We start from the raw sequence: 16,468 nt of genomic DNA on the forward strand, positions 1-16,468 counted from the left end.
ACACTCATCATTTTAACAGAAGGCAGAAGGGTGTTGCTTTGCTTAAGCATTGAATCCCACCCGCATAGCGGGCGGTTTTTTGTTCTCCAGGCTAAAACCATGCCAGGAGAACTTACTGAAGTATAATTAATAACCTCCTGTTAGGAGGTTATCTGAGTTTAATTTCTTTTATGTCCAGGCTTATGTCCAGTGACTTTACCGAGTGGGTCAGCGCCCCGGAAGAGATCAGGTCTACTCCGGCCTCAGCCGCGGCGCGGACGTTTTCCTCAGAGATCCCGCCCGATGCCTCGGTCAGGGCGCGCCCGGCTATCAAACCCACGGCTTCCCGCATCCTCCCGGGAGCCATATTGTCGAGCATTATTATGTCCGCCCCGGCAGCCAGGGCTTCTTTAACCCCGGCCAAATCCTCCACTTCGACCTCGATCCTGGCCGTATGAGGGCTCCCCAGCCTTGCCGCGTCAACGGCTTTTTTGATTCCCCCGGCAATTTTGATGTGGTTGTCTTTAATCAGCACAGCGTCAAAAAGGCCGAAGCGGTGGTTGTGCCCGCCGCCAACCCGCACCGCGTACTTCTCAATCATCCTCAGGCCGGGAGTGGTCTTTCTGGTGTCAACAATACTGGATTTATTACCCGCCACCAGCTCCACCAGACGGGCTGTCCTGGTGGCGATGCCGGAGAGGCGCTGGAGCAGGTTGAGAGCAAGCCTTTCCCCGGTCAGGATTACCCTTGCGCTGCCGGATACTTCAGCCAGCACCATGCCGGGTTCGATTTTTTGGCCGTCCCGCGCCAGCGCCCGGAATTCAATAGTGGGATCAAGTATTTGAAAAACCATTTCAGCCAGCGGCAGTCCCGCCGCAACACCGTTTTCCCTGGATATGATATACCCGTGCGAGACGGCGTCAGCAGGGACAATGCTGTTGGTGGTAATATCTCCGGACCCTATATCCTCGGTCAAAAATCTTTCTAATATTTTTCTCAGTTCCAGTGGGTTGAGGTCCACGCTATCTCCCTTCCTGCGATGCTATATGCCATATTTTTGTTCAAGAAACTGTACCGTGAAGTCTTCCAGGGAAATTTTTTGCGGGTCAAAACCGTCCACCAGGGCCTGGGCATATTCCCGATCAAAGATAAATACGCCTTCCCCCACGTCATTCGCAATGCCCAGGCGCACATTCAGGTAGCGGGCAAAGCCTTCTGTCAGGTTCTCTTCAATCCAGCCTTCCCATGTGTACGGCACATCTTCATTGAACTTGTCCATTAACTGATCGTCTTTTTTTAATTTCCCCGCCAGCAGCTTAAATGACCAGCCGCCTGTGAAGGTGCGGAAGAAAGGACGGCTCAGTTCGTTGAAAGCGATGGCCCAGATTTTATCCGGCTGGTCGCTCCAGCGGATGCCATAGAGCGAGTCTTTGTCCCGGCTAAAGCCGGAGGCTCCGATCAGCCGCATGTTGAGCAGCAGTTCGAGAGCTTCAGGTTTTTTCTTGAGGTTAACCCCCGTCTCTTTCTCCATAAACCCGACTATATCAAACCCGCTTTCCACTTTGCCGTTCGTAACTTCAACCTTCTGCTGCAGCGACGGTACTATCTGGGCATAGTGCGGCAGGGCGTAATTACTGCCGTACCAGGTATAAAAATCAACGAGAGTGCTCCTGTTTTTGGCGTAAGCGCGGTCATCTTTCATGAATTCTATTATTTCATCCAGCCCGGCGCCCTGCCTGCCTTCCTGGATAAGCTTCTCCGCCATGGGCTGGGGGTGGTACTCCAGCATTATTTCATGAAGCTGCGCCTTGCGGTTTTCATCCCAGCTGTTGTAAGTGTCGTACAGCCATTTGTAATGCGGCGCGTACGCCGGGTCCCTGTCAGCCTGTTCTTTCAGCCCGGCCCACATAGCGGGGCTTTTTACATTAGCCCGGTAAATTTCCTCTGAAGACTCAAAAAGAAACACACTGAAGTCCTCAACTTTTATAGTCAGAGGATTGGGCTTTCCATTAGTCTTGCCAAAATCTAATATTCCACAGCCGGCAAAAAGAAAAACAAGCGCTCCGGCAAGTAAGGCCAAGCCGGTAATTCTTATAAATTTTCTTTTCAATCCGCTCACACACCCCCTGAACGGCTAATTCCAAAAATCGTTAACTTATTTATATCCAAAATGGAAAAATTTAAAAGACAACCTGCTTTAATGTCCTTATTACATCCCATTTCTCACTTTTGGCATTAAAAAAAAGAAGCCAAATGTGGCGGTAGTCAGAAATTGGAACCCTAATATAATGTTCAAAACGGTCAAAATCATCTGTTCCAAATACAGGCGACGCCACTCTCACCAGGAGCGAGAGCTTATGGTTATGATTATAACCTCTCGCTTTTTGAGCCTTTTGTTCCAATAAATCATTAAGTTTTTCAATTAACTCAATTACTACAATGTCATTGTCCGGCCTGCTGTTGCTTTCATCAGACTTTCCCAGCAGTTCTTTAGCCTCATCCCCGTTGTAAAATAAATGGGTAACCTCAATCCCAATGGTATCCCCTGATGCGAGATCCCTGATAATTACATCGGGCTTGTCCGAGTGCTCAATAACTCTATAAGAAGTGGCATACAACTTGTTTAACGCGGCAACGAAATGCTCCGCGGCAGCTTGTTCCAGGAGCCACTTCTCATCCAAAACAATCACCCCGATAATTTAGATGATAAATATAAATTAAACCAAGTTAAACAATCTCCTGCTTGAAATATTAAAAAGATGTCCATATGTCATATATTCTCATATATTGTCGAACAAATATAGCGCGGTTTCTTAAATAAGGGCATACATGTACTCTTACAAAGGAAATTATAAAGAATTGTAGAAGAATTTTGATCAGATATTCTCAGCTGGGCTTTGCAAGGGACAGCTATCAAGGAGGTCCAAAGTGGCAAATTTAAAAGAAGTACTCCAGCTGGCCGAAATCCTGGGGGAAAGGCTGAAGGATGAGAAACCGGACGAGAGATTAATCTTAAGGTGCGTGGAGGCTGTATGGCCTTATATCTACCCTTACGGTCTCCTTTCCTATATGCAGAGCCATGCTGAAGATCCTCCCGAAAAAGCAGACCGCCTGAAGTCGGATAAGATTTTAAAAGCCGTCACCGGCTCGAGGAGGAAATGGCGCAGTTTTATCATGGGGATCTGCTACACCTACCGGGAAAGGCACAGCATCAAGAGAGCCCGGATCAGGCTGGTAAACAAGGCGATCAAAAAGGGGGCCCTGATGTCTGCGGCGGAACTGGAGGACCTGGCGGAAAGCTTTCGCAAACAGGCTTTGGAATGTGCCCGCATGTTAGAAGAGCTGAAACTGGACTTATTTCTTGACATGGGGGCGGCAGCCGAAAAGTCCAGGCTGGCAAAATCAATGCGTAATGATGGAAATATCCCCCGTTTCCTGCGCCTGAGTCGCTATATTGATTGCGGTTCACTGCTGCAGACGCTTCCGGCGGAAATTATGAAAGAATTAGAGTCCCGGTATGAAAAACCCACCTCCCGCACGCTGGTTTTTGATGCTCTGCAGGAATATATCGCCCTGGACGACGTGCTGTGGAAGCAGTTTAAAGACCGCCTGACCGAAAAGTTTAAAAGCATGAGTTAGCAGTACCGCGAAACATAATGCGTGAAAAAAAACTGTAACACAAATGTTACAGTCCTTTGTCCATATCAAGGTAATTAACTTTAACTACTGAGGATTTCTCTTTTAGTAGCTTCTGTTTTTGTTGAAACAGTCAAAACAGTATACCGGGCGGTCGCCGCTGGGCTTGAAAGGCACTTCCGTTTCGGCGCCGCAGCCGGCACAGACAGCGGGATGCATTTCACGCGGGGGACGGGCTCCCCGGTTACCAAAGCCGCCTCTGTTGTTTCTCTGCTTGCGGGCCGCCCTGCACTGGGGACAGCGGCCGGGCTCGTTGGTAAAGCCCCTTTCAGCATAGAACTCCTGCTCGGAGGCAGAGAATTCAAAATCAGAGCCACATTCACGGCAGGTCAGGGTTTTGTCTTGATACACGAAGATATCCTCCTCAATTTTAGTTTGCTCAATGGGGATTCACTTATCTTTGATCTCCATCACCATTAAGCGGCTAAGAAGGATAAATGAACTGGGCCTGACGGACCTTTTTATTGAGCTTATGTTATATTTTACCCTTAATACCCCTGAAAGTAAAACTAATTGTTTAATTATTTCATAATTTTAATATTATTGATCAATATTAAGTTATACAGGTGCTATAATTTGAAATTCTGATACATAACTGCGGGGAAACAGGAAGGGAGAAAAGAAAAGTGGAAAAACTGGTGAAGGTCGCTGCTTTTCTCGATGTCAATGAGGCTTACCTGGCTAAAGGGCTGTTGGAAAGTGAGGGCATAGAGGCCCTCTTGTTTGACGAACATTCAGCGGTAGTGGTATACACGCCTTATGCCCTGGGAGGATTAAGGCTGATGGTGAAGCAGTCTGACCTGGCCAGGGCAAAGAGTATACTGCCGTGCAAAGATCAGGCTGCAAAATAACTGCCGGGGCATATTACAAAGTCGTTTCTTCAAACGGCTCAATTTTCCGGGGCGGGCGGGGGCCGTAGTACTGGTAGTAGTTGCACTGGATCCGCCCGTTGTACAGCTTCCGTTTCTTGTCAGGCTTTCTGCCGAAAAGACGCTCAAAGTTGGGGTGGGCGGCAAGTATGTAAAAAGACCAGGTATCGAGGGCCTTAAAGGTCTTACCCGTCTCCCTGTACAGATCCTCTGCCTGTTTTGTATCACCAAGGCGTTCCCCGTAGGGAGGGTTGCAGATAATATAACCGTACTTGTGCTTTGAGCGAAGCCCGGAAACAGGGAGTTTTTGAAAAAACACTTTTTCTTCAACCCCCGCCTGCCGGGCGTGGTAGCGCGCCAGGCTCAGCACTTCGCCGTCTATGTCGGAACCTATTATATGAAGAGGCTGGGTGTAATAAGCCAGCCCTTTTGCTTCTTCCCTGGCTTTAGCCCACAGGGCTTTAGAGATAACGGGCCATTTTTCAGAGGCGAAGGCCCGGTGCAAGCCGGGAGCCAGGTTGCTTCCTATCAGTGCCGCCTCAATAGGGATCGTGCCCGAGCCGCAAAAAGGGTCGATCAGGGTATGTTCCGGGTGCCAGCGGCTGAGCAGGACCATGGCTGCGGCCAGGGTCTCCTTCAGGGGCGCCTGGCTGCCCAGCTTACGGTAGCCCCGTTTATGCAGCCCGGCGCCGCTGGTGTCGATGGTCAGTGTAACCATATCCTTTAACAAGGCGACCTCAATGGTGTACTGGGGCCCTGTTTCCTGGAACCATTCCCTTTTATACTTCTGTTTCATCTTTTCCACAACCGCTTTTTTAACGATAGCCTGGCAGTCCGGAACGCTGTGAAGCTGCGATTTGACAGACTTGCCCTGGACCGGAAAAGCGGCGTTCTCGGGAATCCAGTCCGGCCAGGGGAGGGCCCTGGTCTTTTCAAAAAGCTCATCGAAGGTAAGCGCCTTGAATTCGCCCATCTTTAACAAAACGCGGTCCGCTGTGCGCAGCCACAGGTTCGCTCTGCATACCGCAGCCTCGTCTCCCGCAAATGTAACCCTGGCGTCTTCCACCATCAGGTCTTCATAGCCAAGCTCTCTAACTTCTCTCGCCACCACAGCCTCAAGGCCGAAAGTCGCGGTGGCGATTAGTTCGATTTTACTCATAGATAATCCTCATATTAGTGTTATCTAATAAAATGACGGGTATTTACCCGTCCTGATATTATGGGATGCCCAAAACAGCCGATGTATATTCTATCTTGTAAAGCTTACCGCCTGAATATAATATGCTTCTGCCAGCGCTGGTACGTATCCGGGCAGTCGACCCGGTAGTGCCCCCCGCGGCTTTCCCTGCGGGCCAGGGCCGCTTCAGCCACCAATTCCCCTACCTGGAGCATATTTTTGACTTCCATCTGCTCAGCGTTATCAGCCCTGTGCCGCTTGAGGTAGCTCCATTGATCGAAAAATACCAGGGCTTCTCTCATTCCTTCGCTGCTGCGCACCGGACCCACCTTCTCGCCCATCAGCACCTCCAGTTTTTTGCGCAGGGCCGCGTAATCCGTTTTGGCCGGTTCAAGCAGCCAGTCGCAGGCAAACTCCAGGTGGCGGGGGTTGTAATCCTTTAGGAAATGTTTGGTCTCCTCTACTATCCTCCCGCCAAACACCAGTCCGTCCAGCAGGGAATTGCTGGCCAGGCGGTTGGCGCCGTGGACGCCGGGGCAGGAGACCTCGCCGCAGGCATAAAGCCCCCTGATGCTGGTCTCGCCCACCAGGTTTATCTTAACCCCGCCCATCATGTAGTGAGCGGCTGGCGCCACCGGAATGCGGTCAACTGTGATGTCCAGCTTGTACTCCGAGCAGGTCTTGGAGATATTGGGAAAGCGTAATTTTACAAGCTCAGGCTCCAGGTGGGTCAGGTCTAAAAATACCTTGTTGGAGTTGGTCGCCGCCATTTCCTTTAAAATAGCGCGCACTACTATATCCCTGGGAGCAAGCTCCGCCAGGTCGTGATAACGGGGCATAAAACGCTGGCCGCGGATGTTGCGCAGGTAAGCGCCCTCGCCGCGCACAGCCTCTGAAATTAAAAAGCGCGGGGCTCCCGGGAGATTCAATACTGTCGGGTGGAACTGGATAAACTCCATGTCCATGACTTCCGCGCCGGCCCTAAAAGCGATCGCTATACCGTCACCTGTTGCTATTTCAGGGTTGGTGTTGTGTTCAAAAATACGTCCCAGGCCGCCAGTGGCCAGGACGACCACCTTACCCCGGAAAACCCTGTATTCCTTGTTCTGCCTGTCATAGGCCAGTACTCCGTAACAGGTGTTATCCCGTACCAGGAGGTCGACAACATAATGGTTTTCCAGTACATTAATCTTATCGTCTTCCCGCACACGCTGGGTAAGTACCCGCTGTATCTCGGCCCCGGTAGCATCACCGCTGGCATGGAGAATACGCCGCTGGCTGTGCGCCCCCTCCCTGGTCAGGGCCAGGCCCTGGCTGTCACGGTCAAAGATGGCGCCCAGCCCGATCAGCTCCCTGACCCTGTCAGGACCTTCGCTCACCAGTGCCGCCACCGCCTCCGAATCGCACAGGCCGGCCCCGGCCACCAGGGTGTCTTCCCTGTGCAGCGCCGGAGAATCAGCGTCCCCGAGCGCGGCCGCGATACCTCCCTGAGCTTTATCCGTACCGGTATCCATCATGGTTTGTTTAGTCAGTACCGTTACCGATCTGCCTGCCTGGGAAGCTGAAAGGGCCGTATACAAACCAGCTATGCCGCTGCCCATGATAATATATTCTTCTTCCACCTGGGGCAGTTCCCGTGTGTCGAAGTTTACCATATAGTTGTCTGGCAAAAAAACCTCCCCCTTTAAGCCCAGCCGATAAATAAGTATGTAATTATAAAAATTTTTGCGCATGTTTGAAACGCGCGATGTCTTTATTATAACGGAATTAGACAAAAAAACAAGGAAGATCACACACAGCTCTGAGTTGCGGCGGTTTTTAAAGTAACTTTCTCCTTTAAATCGCCGGGTCAAACGCTAGCCTATATCGCCGTGGACTTCCCCATGTTTAATTTCAGTTATTTTGTTTTCGCCGTCAACCATTACGACAGTCGGGCTGTATGTTTTAGCCTCATTGCTGTCCATCATGGCGTAAGAAATAATAATTACCACGTCTCCGGGCTGCACCAGGCGGGCGGCGGCCCCGTTCAGGCAGATCACACCGGAGTCGCGGGGACCTTTGATCACATACGTTTCAAAACGGGCGCCGTTGTTGTTGTTGACGATCTGGACCTTTTCATGGGGCAGGATCCCGGCAGCCTCTATCAGCGCCTCATCTATGGTGATACTGCCCATATAGTTCAGATCAGCCTCTGTTACCGTAGCCCGGTGAATTTTTGATTTAAACATTGTCAGAAACATGACCCTCTCCCCCAATTTACACATGTAAAATAATATTGTCGATCAGCCTCGCCCGGCCCATCTTAACAGCCAGGGCCAGGAGCGCGGGGCCTTTTATGGCCTCCACCGGCTCCAGGTCCGGATGGCTGTATATTTCTACGTAATCTATCTCAGCCAGGGGCTCGGCTTTAATTATATCTATAACCAGTTGCCGTATTTTCGCTGCGTCCCTTTCTCCGGCCCTGACCTCCGCCGCCGCCCTCTTTAAACTCCTGTTAAGGCTCAGGGCGGCCTGCCGCTGCGCAGGATCCAGATAAATGTTGCGTGAGCTCATAGCCAGGCCGTCACGCTCCCGCACGGTGGGCACTGTTACAACTTCCACTTCCATGTTCAAGTCAGTGGCCATCCGTTTTATTACCAGTACCTGCTGGGCGTCTTTCTGCCCAAAAAACGCATAGTCCGGCTTCACTATGTTAAACAGCTTGGTGACCACTGTGGCCACACCGCGAAAATGGCCCGGCCGGGAAGCGCCGCAAAGCCTGTCCGTGATGCGTTCGACATCGACGTAAGTGCAGTACCCGGACGGGTATATCTCTTCCACGCCCGGATTGAAAATAGCGTCCACCCCCACCGTCTCGGCCATTCCGGCATCACGGTCCAGGTCCCGGGGGTAGCTTGCCAGGTCCTCTCCCGGTCCAAACTGGGCGGGGTTCACAAAGATGCTGATAATAACAGTGTCGCATTGTTTTTTGGCCTGGCTCATCAATTCGAGGTGCCCTTCGTGCAGGTAGCCCATGGTCGGGACAAGGCCAATGCTGTGTCCGTCGGCCCTAGCCTGCCGGACAAACTCCCGGATTTCCGCGATCGTGTGAAAAATGCGCATTTTATCCTCCAATATTAGTCGTGGGTCTTGGGACGTGAGTCGTGAGCATCACAGGCATTCCTTGTAGGGCGGGATTTATCCCGCCACAGGTTGTAGACAAAGTCTCCATGGTGTTGAATCCGCTTGGCTCCGTGCTTCGCGCCGAGTAAACTTAGCGCTTGCTTCGGGCTCAAATGGGCCGGCCTTCAACTCGCCATCCGGGCGATGAAGGCCTTTAACGTCCATGTCAGCTCACCCAATTTCACAACCTCAGCTTCGCTTAGTTTACTTACGACGCTGTCGCAATGGAGCAGTCGGTTTCAACACCATGGATTATCCAGTATTATTTTGTCAACACTCTGGGGCGGGATTTATCCCGCCATTCCAACCGGGGACATTCCTCGCATGCAGGAATGCCTGTGAGAAAGGGGTGTCACCATTCCGCTGAACGGCTGAAGCCGCACCTACCGCTCTGATGTATCAATTCTCACGTCCCACGTCTCATTTCTCACGTCTCAATACAGTTTCTTCAGCACTTCCTCGGACATCCCGAAACTGTGCTCGGGCCCGGGGAAAGTCCTCGCTGTTACCTCTTCCTTGTACTGTTTCAGCGCGGCGTCCATATGCTCGTGCAGGTTGACGTATTTTTTTACGAATTTCGGTGAGGAGCGGGGGTACAGCCCCAGCATGTCGTGGATTACCAGCACCTGCCCGTCACAGTGCGGACCGGCCCCGATGCCTATGGTCGGGATACTCAGAGACTCGGTTATCAGTTTGGCCAGCGGCGTGGGCACACATTCCAGGACCAGGCAAAATGCTCCGGCTTCTTCTATAGCCCTGGCGTCAGAGATAAGTTTTTTCGCCGCGGATTCATCTTTGCCCTGCACCTTGTACCCGCCCATCTGGTGGACAGACTGGGGGGTCAACCCCAGGTGGCCGACCACCGGTATCCCCGCGTTAACTATGGCGCGGACGGTTTCGGCAATCTCCCGGCCGCCTTCCAGCTTAACCGCCTGGGCTGTAGTCTCCTTCAGGAACCGCCCCGAGTTGCGCAGGGCTTCTTTCTTTGAAACCTGATAGGACATAAACGGGAGATCCGCCACTACCATGGCCCGGTCGGCGCCACGGCAGACCGCCTTGACGTGGTGGACCATCTCGTCCATGGTCACCGGCAGGGTGGAATCATAGCCCAGCATAACGTTGGCCAGCGAGTCACCCACCAGGATCATATCAATACCCGCGTCATCCACAAGCTTGGCCATTGAGTAGTCGTACGCCGTGAGCATGGTGATAGGTTTCCCTTCACTTTTCATTTGTCTTATGGTGGCTGTGGTAACCTTGCCGCTCATATACAACCCTCCCTGAAAATATCGTCTAATTTTTTCGCCTCTTCGGCGTTAATGCTTCCTTTTTCCAGGGCCACCCTGACTGTGAAGAGGCCAAGCCTGCTGTATAAATCAAGCTCCTGCTCTCCCACGTCTTTTAATGCTTTCAGGTGCCCCTCCAGGGTCGGGCCGTCACCCCTGGCCACAGGCCCGGTCAGGGCTTGCGGCGGTCCCACCTGGCTGATGTTGTTTATTGTACCCCTGACCAGGGGCAGCAATGCTTCAAACGACTCCGCCCGGGTAAGGCCGAAACGGCTGTAGAGCCCTGTGGCAAAGTGCATCAAAGAAACCAGGTAGTTTGAAGCGATACAGGCAGCTGCGTGATACAGAGGCTTATCCTCGGCAGCTATGGAAAAGCTTTTGCCGCCCAGGTCCCTGACAATCTGCCCGGCCAGGGGCAGCGCCCCCGGATCCCCCTCCAGGGCAAAATATGAACCGGGCAAATTTTCCATGGCCATCTTGATATCGGCAAAAGACTGGAGCGGGTGCAGCGAAGCGGCCAGCGCGCCTGAGCGGCGCGCGGCGCCCACCTCATCGGCTGAATGGGCACCGCTGGTATGAAAAACAACCTGTCCCGGCCTGAAACCTCCCCGCGCGGCGATCTCTTCCGCCACACCCGCAATCACGCGGTCCGGGGTCGTGATAAAGACAACATCCGCGCCGCTGGTTACTTCCTCCGGGTTAACAGTGGCAGGCGCCTTTAATTCGTCAGCCACGCGCCTGGCCGAATCAATGCTTTTGCTGGCCACTCCGGCCACCGGGTAACCCTGCCGGCTTAAAAGGAGCGCCAGGGCGGAACCAACCTTTCCGGCACCAACCACTGCAATTTTAGGTTTAGACACGGATATTATCTCCCTACCATAAGTTTGTGCCAAAACAAAAAGCCTTCCGGGGAGAAACCCGAAAGGCGTGAGTTATCTAACCTCCGTCTCGGTCCGTCCCGGCTCCAAGCGGTTAAATACCATAAATCAAAAAGCAATTTCACAACATACAGGTGCGGTTCACAAAGATACCACCCTGTTTCGGTTACATTTTAACATAGTAAATAATGCGGGGCAATTAATTTTTAAAAAAATTTAGAATAAAACCGGCTGGAATGGGACATGGCTGTTATCCAGACATGTAAAATAATGTTATAATAAGGCCGGCAATTCTTTTAACGGAGGAATAGTCATGTTTTTCGAGGAAATTTTAGACGCGATTGCTGCTCTTGCCTCGGCTAAAAACAAAAAAACATACCTGGTGGGCGGTTTCCTGCGCGACCTCTACCTGGGAAAACCGGGACGCGACCTGGATTTCGCGGTAAGCGGAAATGCCATGAGCCTGGCCCAGTCTGTTTCCGAAGTATTGAAAGGCGTGTATATCCCGTTGGACAGGATTAACAGAGTAGCCCGTGTAGTAGTGGAGCCCCACGGGGAAAAATGGCAGATTGACTTTTCCTCCTTCAAGGGGTTAAGCATAGAAGAAGACCTTTCCAACAGGGACTTTACCATCAACGCCACCGCCCTGGAACTGCCCGCGTATATCAAGCTGTCAGGGGAGAACGGCGGCCTGGCGGCCCGGCGCTCGGAGCGCTGGCGCTGGCATGAATTGCTGATGGACCCCTACGGAGGACTGGCTGATATTGAGAATAAAACCATCCGGGCTATTAGCAAATATGTTTTTGAGGCAGACCCGGTCCGCATCCTGCGGGGGGTGCGGCTGGCCGGCAAACTTGGTTTCAACATCAAACCGGAGACCCTGGACTTGATGGAGCAGAGCCGCTGGCTGCTGCAGGAGGTATCGGGGGAGCGGGTTTGGGAAGAATTATCGGCTGTTCTCGCCCTGCCGCAATCTTACCGCTGGATCACTGTTTTAGACGACATAGGCGCTCTCTCCGAGCTGTTTCCCACTGAAGAAATCATGAAGGCAAGCAGCCAGGACCAGAGCAAGGACAGTGCCTGGGCGCACAGCCTCAGGACTTACCAGCTGCTTGAAAAGATCTGCGGTGACCCCGGCCCGGAACTCCCGGCCACCGGCAGGAGTGAGGAACTGCGGGAATTGATCCTGCGGCATTTGGGACAATCCCTCACCTCCGGGCGCAGGCGCGTCCAGCTGCTAAAAATCGCCGCGCTGCTTCACGACCCCGGCCAAGCGGCGGCAGCCGTGGCCGCTGATGGCGGGGAGGATGCTCCTCCAGGCAGTTCAAAGGCGGGGCTGGCATATGTGAGCGAGTTTGCGCGGAGGTTGAAAATAAGCAGGACAGAGGAATCCTACCTGAAAAAAATCGCAGGCGGCCACGTATATCCTTTCCGCCTTTTTAAAGACATGCCCGCGGGACCGGCGGCCATCCACCGCTTCTTCTCCAAACTGGGCAAGGAAGCGCCCGATACCCTCCTGCTTTCCCTGGCCAATGCCTGCTCGTATGGCGGCGGTGGGGAAGGAGCGTTCGATCTCCCCGGTTACCGTGCGTTTATCGGGGACCTCCTCTGCAAATATTACTTTGAGGCAGAGGCCTACGTCCACCCGCCCGCCCTGGTAAAAGGGGAGGAACTGATGGCAGCGCTGGCTCTCCCGCCCTCAAAAAAAGTGGGCGAGCTGCTGGAAAAGATCACCGAGGCCCAGGTCAGCGGGGAGGTCGCAAACAGGGAGGAAGCCATAGCCTACGCCGCCGGCCTTTTGGATGATAAGGCCGGGGAGTAAGACAAGGGTTAAACAAGGCAGTCTAATATCTTATCTTAATTTATCTGTTTTTTTATACAAAATACTCAACCTTCGCTTCAGGGAAAAATTCCTGCGCCTGGCTGTGAAAATAATCTTTTACCTCGTTGAAAAGCTCCTTGGGATAGACGTACTTGCCGTAGCCGAACTGGCCGAACTTAAAAGTCCTGGACTTTTCCTCCAGGTCTAGGCCCGTGTTCGGGAAGACTTCCAGGATCGTGTTTTTAGCCCTTTTGGTAAAACGGTGGGTGATGAACTCAAAGGTGAGGTCGGCGGCATTGCCGCCCAGATCTGCCGCGACGGATTTAAATAAATCCCTGTAACTTTCCTTCCATCCCTCTTCCGCTATAATTGGCGCCACCAAAAATCCCAGCGGGTAGTCGGCCCTTGCCACTTTCTTAGCCGCCGCCAGCCTTTCGGCGAGGGTTGGGGTGGCGTGCTCGTACCGCCTGATCACCTCGCCTGTATTGATGCTGAAGCGAAAGCGGGTATGCCCATTGTGGGAAACAGGCAGCAGCGTATCGACGTCGGTAAACTTGGTGACGAACCGGAACCGGGCGAGTTCCTGCTCCCCGAAGAACCCGATTACCCTGGCCAGAATACCGGTGTAAGGCTCCACCGGGATCGGGTCAGAGGTGGCGGCTCCTTCAAATACTGTTATCTCGGGCTTCCTTTTTTCAATGTAACCGGCGGCGGCAGTTAAAATTTCCTCAGTATTAACGTATATGCGCACGTACGGCTTACTGCCCAGGTTGGTTAAAAGGTAGCAGTATTCGCACTTGCCGGGGCAGGAGGTGACCAGGGGCAGCTGATAATGGGCCGACGGTTTACATGTTTCAAAGTTCCTGGTGCGGCGCACTCCCACCACCAGCGTCCTTTTCCCTTCAAAATATCCCTCCGGCCGGGTCCTGCCAGGAATAGAGGTGACCCTGTTGTGGGAAGCTGTGAAACTGGTTTCAACTCCCTTCCCGTCAAAATATTTCAGAAGCCTGTCTCCCAGGGGATATTCCAGGGCTTCCCGCTCGAAAATTACTCTCTTCGGCTCAAATACCATACATACCACCCGCGCTTTTTCTTCTATTATGTCCACTAAATGTCCACAAAAAAAGAAGGCCTCCGCCTCCAAACCTTCTACCTAAAAAATTAATTATTTTTTATCCAATATTGATTCAACAAATTTTTTCAACTCTCTGATCTGTACTTAGAAGCCGGGCCAGCTCTCCCGCCCTCCCCCGGCCGGGCACGCAAAGTTGGGGGGCGATTTCCGCCAGCGGTACCATGACGAAAGCGCGCTCAGTCATGCGGGGATGGGGAACACACAGGTCGGCACTTTTAATTTTATCGCTGCCGTAAAGCAGAAGGTCCAAGTCTATCGTCCGCGGCCCCCAGCGCACGGTGGGCGTCCGTTCAAGCTTCTTTTCCGTTTCCTTTAACAGGGATAACAGCTCATGGGCGTTTAGACTTGTCTCAATCTCCGCCACTGTATTAAGGAACCAGTCCTGCTTGGTCACATAAAGCGGCGCGGTCTTGTATAACGAAGCAACTTTTATCACCTTAACAGCGGGGACTTCCCCCAGCAGTTCCAGCGCTTTTTTTATATTGGCCTCTTTATCGCCCAGGTTGCTGCCCAGGCCGATATAGGCTGTAGTCGGCATTGTATATCCTCCAAAGCATTTAGTACTATTTTTTATATAACACTTTATATTATTATACATTATTTCTGACCGGAAGGATTTGTAACAGGTTAAAAAGTTCTTTTCACTGTTTTTAAAGGCTGTCCTTCCCCCGCGTTATTTCCACAGCCACCCAGGTGAACCGGCCCGGAACGGGGGCCTGGGGCTTTTTCACGTGCACCTTGACCTGGGCCGCGGGGAACTGCTCCAGCAGGGCTTTGGCGACTGCCTCCGCCAGGGACTCGATCAGCTGGCGGGGACGGCCGCATACAATTGACTGTACCGTTTCAAAAACCCGGGCGTAATTAACTGTGCGGTCCAGGTCATCGGAAATTCCCGCCGGCCGCAAGTCCAGAAAAAGCTCAACATCCAATATAAATTTCTGCCCAAGCGTTTTTTCCTCGGGCCTGGTTCCGTGGTAACCGTAAAATTCCATTCCTTCGAGTATGATCTTATCCACGTTACCCCCTCCTTCATCAGGACACTCCCCGGCTCTGTAGGGCGGGTTTAACTTGCCATTACAATCGGGGACATTCCTCGGCCCATGAGCTAAGCTCCAAATAGAGGTGTGTCCCCTTTCTGCTGAACGGCTGAAGCCGCACCTACAAGTGATACGTCCTCATTCTATGTTAAGGAAAGAATTCACTACCCCTGATGGAAGCAAGATCGAACCTAAATATCCAAGTTCACTCGGCCCATAATGGCGTCGGCCATGCGGGCCACCCTGGCCATCTCTTTCACATCATGCACCCGCACAATGTTCGCGCCGTTGGCGATGCCGACCGCCACAGCTGCCGCTGTCCCTTCCACCCGCTCTTCCACCGGCAGGTTCAATACTTTTCCGATAGTGGACTTGCGCGACGGGCCGATCAGGACCGGCTGTCCCAGGCAGCGCAGCTCTTTCAGCCGCCGCAGCGTCTCCAGGTTTTGCGCCGCGTTTTTACCGAATCCGAGCCCGGGGTCAACAATGACCTTTTCCCGGGCGACTCCGGCCGCCATGGCAATACCCACGCTTTCCCGAAGTGATTCAGCTATATCACCGAGGAGGTCCCGGTATTCAGTACCTTTCTGGTTATGCATCAGGACCAGGGGAGCGCCGTACTTCGCGGCGATTCCGGCCATGGCCGGGTCGCCCCGCAACCCCCACTGATCGTTAATAATGCCGGCGCCCTCCTCCAGCGCCCGCCTGGCCACCTCAGCTTTGGTCGTATCTATGGAAACCGGCACAGTTATCTCGTTTACCAGCCTTTTTAACACAGGTATGATCCGGTCCAGTTCCTCCTCAACCCCTACCGGCGCGAAGCCTGGCCGCGTGGATTCACCGCCCAGGTCTATGATGTCGGCGCCGTCCTCCACCATCACCCTGGCTCTTTCCAGCGCCCGGCCAGGGTCGTGGAATTTACTCCCGTCCGAGAAAGAATCGGGCGTCACATTAAGGATCCCCATCACCAGCGTTCTTTCTCCCAGAATTATTGTCCTGCCGCGGCAGTCCAGCGCGTAAGGGGTAAAGCCCTCCTGCCCGTCCAATACGCCCCTGATCCGGTCAGCTAAAGCGGGCAGCCCGAACGGCTGGCTTTTTAGTTTGGCCAGGAAAGCCTCGTACTGCTTCAGTGTGCCCATCAGGAGCACCCTGGTTTCGGGGACGGAATTATCAACCACGCCCCGGGCGACAGCAGCCTCCCCGCCCTTGCCGAGCATTTCCTGCTTCATAATGTTGGCCTGTCTCGGCTGCACTCCGTCCAGCATTACCAGACGGTGCACCGCTTTCGGCGCCATCCACGCGCAGCCTGATTTGTCCGCGCCAACGGAAGCGACAGCCCGGTAGGCCTCTTCTTTATTTTCAACCATGACGCTGTAGACCCTGATCGCCAATCCATTACCCCCCGGATAAATATGCCGCCGCGCTGC

The 16,468-nt window shown here is 53.0% G+C and carries 17 protein-coding genes; 3 read left to right on the forward strand and 14 right to left on the reverse strand.

Features of this window, described 5'->3' with window-relative positions; all coding sequences use genetic code 11:
* Positions 1–148: 148 nt before the first annotated feature.
* The 3 genes from nadC to ACOBQJ_RS15260 form a co-directional block, all read right to left on the reverse strand.
* A complete protein-coding gene (gene nadC / locus ACOBQJ_RS15250; protein WP_421072631.1) occupies positions 149–1,000 on the reverse strand; it encodes a carboxylating nicotinate-nucleotide diphosphorylase in 852 nt (283 codons plus the stop codon).
* Positions 1,001–1,021: 21 nt separating this feature from the next.
* Entirely contained in the window at positions 1,022–2,089 is a 1,068-nt protein-coding gene (locus ACOBQJ_RS15255) for a hypothetical protein (RefSeq protein ID WP_421072632.1), read from the reverse strand.
* Between the two features lie 70 nt (positions 2,090–2,159).
* Positions 2,160–2,660, reverse strand: coding sequence for a hypothetical protein (locus ACOBQJ_RS15260; protein WP_421072633.1), 501 nt, complete (start codon positions 2,658–2,660; stop codon positions 2,160–2,162).
* A 247-nt stretch (positions 2,661–2,907) separates the two neighbouring features.
* Here ACOBQJ_RS15260 and ACOBQJ_RS15265 point away from each other — a divergent pair, with 247 nt between their 5' ends.
* Positions 2,908–3,618 carry a hypothetical protein gene (locus ACOBQJ_RS15265; RefSeq protein WP_421072634.1) on the forward strand — a complete coding sequence of 237 codons (711 nt, stop codon included), beginning with the start codon at positions 2,908–2,910 and terminating at the stop codon, positions 3,616–3,618.
* Positions 3,619–3,720: 102 nt separating this feature from the next.
* Here the strand turns inward: ACOBQJ_RS15265 and ACOBQJ_RS15270 are convergent, their stop codons facing one another.
* On the reverse strand, positions 3,721–4,026 hold the full coding sequence (locus ACOBQJ_RS15270) for a zinc-ribbon domain containing protein (protein ID WP_421072635.1): 306 nt from the start codon (positions 4,024–4,026) through the stop codon (positions 3,721–3,723).
* A gap of 275 nt (positions 4,027–4,301) precedes the next feature.
* On the opposite strand from ACOBQJ_RS15270, the gene ACOBQJ_RS15275 reads away from it, so the two are divergent.
* Positions 4,302–4,526, forward strand: a complete 225-nt coding sequence (locus ACOBQJ_RS15275) for a DUF2007 domain-containing protein (protein ID WP_421072636.1) — start codon at positions 4,302–4,304, stop codon at positions 4,524–4,526.
* A 13-nt stretch (positions 4,527–4,539) separates the two neighbouring features.
* On the opposite strand, the gene ACOBQJ_RS15280 is transcribed toward ACOBQJ_RS15275, so the two are convergent.
* The 6 genes from ACOBQJ_RS15280 to ACOBQJ_RS15305 form a co-directional block, all read right to left on the reverse strand.
* The gene (locus ACOBQJ_RS15280; RefSeq protein WP_421072637.1) at positions 4,540–5,703 is read right to left on the reverse strand and encodes a THUMP domain-containing class I SAM-dependent RNA methyltransferase; all 1,164 of its coding nucleotides are present in this window, start codon (positions 5,701–5,703) and stop codon (positions 4,540–4,542) included.
* Between the two features lie 104 nt (positions 5,704–5,807).
* Positions 5,808–7,391 carry an L-aspartate oxidase gene (gene nadB / locus ACOBQJ_RS15285; RefSeq protein WP_421072638.1) on the reverse strand — a complete coding sequence of 528 codons (1,584 nt, stop codon included), beginning with the start codon at positions 7,389–7,391 and terminating at the stop codon, positions 5,808–5,810.
* 186 nt (positions 7,392–7,577) lie between these two features.
* On the reverse strand, positions 7,578–7,961 hold the full coding sequence (gene panD / locus ACOBQJ_RS15290; RefSeq protein ID WP_421072639.1) for an aspartate 1-decarboxylase: 384 nt from the start codon (positions 7,959–7,961) through the stop codon (positions 7,578–7,580).
* Positions 7,962–7,977: 16 nt separating this feature from the next.
* A complete protein-coding gene (panC, locus tag ACOBQJ_RS15295) occupies positions 7,978–8,823 on the reverse strand; it encodes a pantoate--beta-alanine ligase (RefSeq protein ID WP_421072640.1) in 846 nt (281 codons plus the stop codon).
* Between the two features lie 494 nt (positions 8,824–9,317).
* Positions 9,318–10,151 (reverse strand): 3-methyl-2-oxobutanoate hydroxymethyltransferase, encoded by an 834-nt coding sequence (gene panB / locus ACOBQJ_RS15300; protein ID WP_421072641.1) that lies wholly within the window; start codon positions 10,149–10,151, stop codon positions 9,318–9,320.
* Positions 10,148–11,029 carry a Rossmann-like and DUF2520 domain-containing protein gene (locus ACOBQJ_RS15305; protein WP_421072642.1) on the reverse strand — a complete coding sequence of 294 codons (882 nt, stop codon included), beginning with the start codon at positions 11,027–11,029 and terminating at the stop codon, positions 10,148–10,150. Before ACOBQJ_RS15305 ends, panB begins: the two co-directional genes overlap by 4 nt.
* A 331-nt stretch (positions 11,030–11,360) precedes the next feature.
* On the opposite strand from ACOBQJ_RS15305, the gene ACOBQJ_RS15310 reads away from it, so the two are divergent.
* Positions 11,361–12,869 (forward strand): hypothetical protein, encoded by a 1,509-nt coding sequence (locus ACOBQJ_RS15310; protein ID WP_421072643.1) that lies wholly within the window; start codon positions 11,361–11,363, stop codon positions 12,867–12,869.
* A 52-nt stretch (positions 12,870–12,921) separates the two neighbouring features.
* On the opposite strand, the gene splB is transcribed toward ACOBQJ_RS15310, so the two are convergent.
* The 4 genes from splB to folP form a co-directional block, all read right to left on the reverse strand.
* Entirely contained in the window at positions 12,922–13,941 is a 1,020-nt protein-coding gene (gene splB, locus ACOBQJ_RS15315) for a spore photoproduct lyase (protein WP_421072694.1), read from the reverse strand.
* 115 nt (positions 13,942–14,056) lie between these two features.
* On the reverse strand, positions 14,057–14,542 hold the full coding sequence (gene folK / locus ACOBQJ_RS15320) for a 2-amino-4-hydroxy-6-hydroxymethyldihydropteridine diphosphokinase (RefSeq protein WP_421072644.1): 486 nt from the start codon (positions 14,540–14,542) through the stop codon (positions 14,057–14,059).
* 112 nt (positions 14,543–14,654) lie between these two features.
* Positions 14,655–15,020: a dihydroneopterin aldolase gene (gene folB / locus ACOBQJ_RS15325; RefSeq protein ID WP_421072645.1), complete on the reverse strand. Its 366-nt coding sequence runs from the start codon at positions 15,018–15,020 to the stop codon at positions 14,655–14,657.
* 212 nt (positions 15,021–15,232) lie between these two features.
* Positions 15,233–16,432 (reverse strand): dihydropteroate synthase, encoded by a 1,200-nt coding sequence (folP, locus tag ACOBQJ_RS15330; RefSeq protein WP_421072646.1) that lies wholly within the window; start codon positions 16,430–16,432, stop codon positions 15,233–15,235.
* Between the last annotated feature and the right edge of the window lie 36 nt (positions 16,433–16,468).

This window comes from Pelotomaculum propionicicum, from assembly GCF_048984525.1.
GTDB classification, from domain to species: domain Bacteria; phylum Bacillota; class Desulfotomaculia; order Desulfotomaculales; family Pelotomaculaceae; genus Syntrophopropionicum; species Syntrophopropionicum propionicicum_A.

What these genes read in the sequence shown, in the direction of transcription:
- ACOBQJ_RS15280 (WP_421072637.1), bottom strand. Translation starts at nt 5,703, where the DNA reads ATGAGTAAAATCGAACTAATCGCCACCGCGACTTTCGGCCTTGAGGCT.
- panD (WP_421072639.1), bottom strand. Translation starts at nt 7,961, where the DNA reads ATGTTTCTGACAATGTTTAAATCAAAAATTCACCGGGCTACGGTAACA.
- panC (WP_421072640.1), bottom strand. Translation starts at nt 8,823, where the DNA reads ATGCGCATTTTTCACACGATCGCGGAAATCCGGGAGTTTGTCCGGCAG.
- panB (WP_421072641.1), bottom strand. Translation starts at nt 10,151, where the DNA reads ATGAGCGGCAAGGTTACCACAGCCACCATAAGACAAATGAAAAGTGAA.
- ACOBQJ_RS15310 (WP_421072643.1), top strand. Translation starts at nt 11,361, where the DNA reads ATGTTTTTCGAGGAAATTTTAGACGCGATTGCTGCTCTTGCCTCGGCT.
- splB (WP_421072694.1), bottom strand. Translation starts at nt 13,941, where the DNA reads ATGGTATTTGAGCCGAAGAGAGTAATTTTCGAGCGGGAAGCCCTGGAA.
- folK (WP_421072644.1), bottom strand. Translation starts at nt 14,542, where the DNA reads ATGCCGACTACAGCCTATATCGGCCTGGGCAGCAACCTGGGCGATAAA.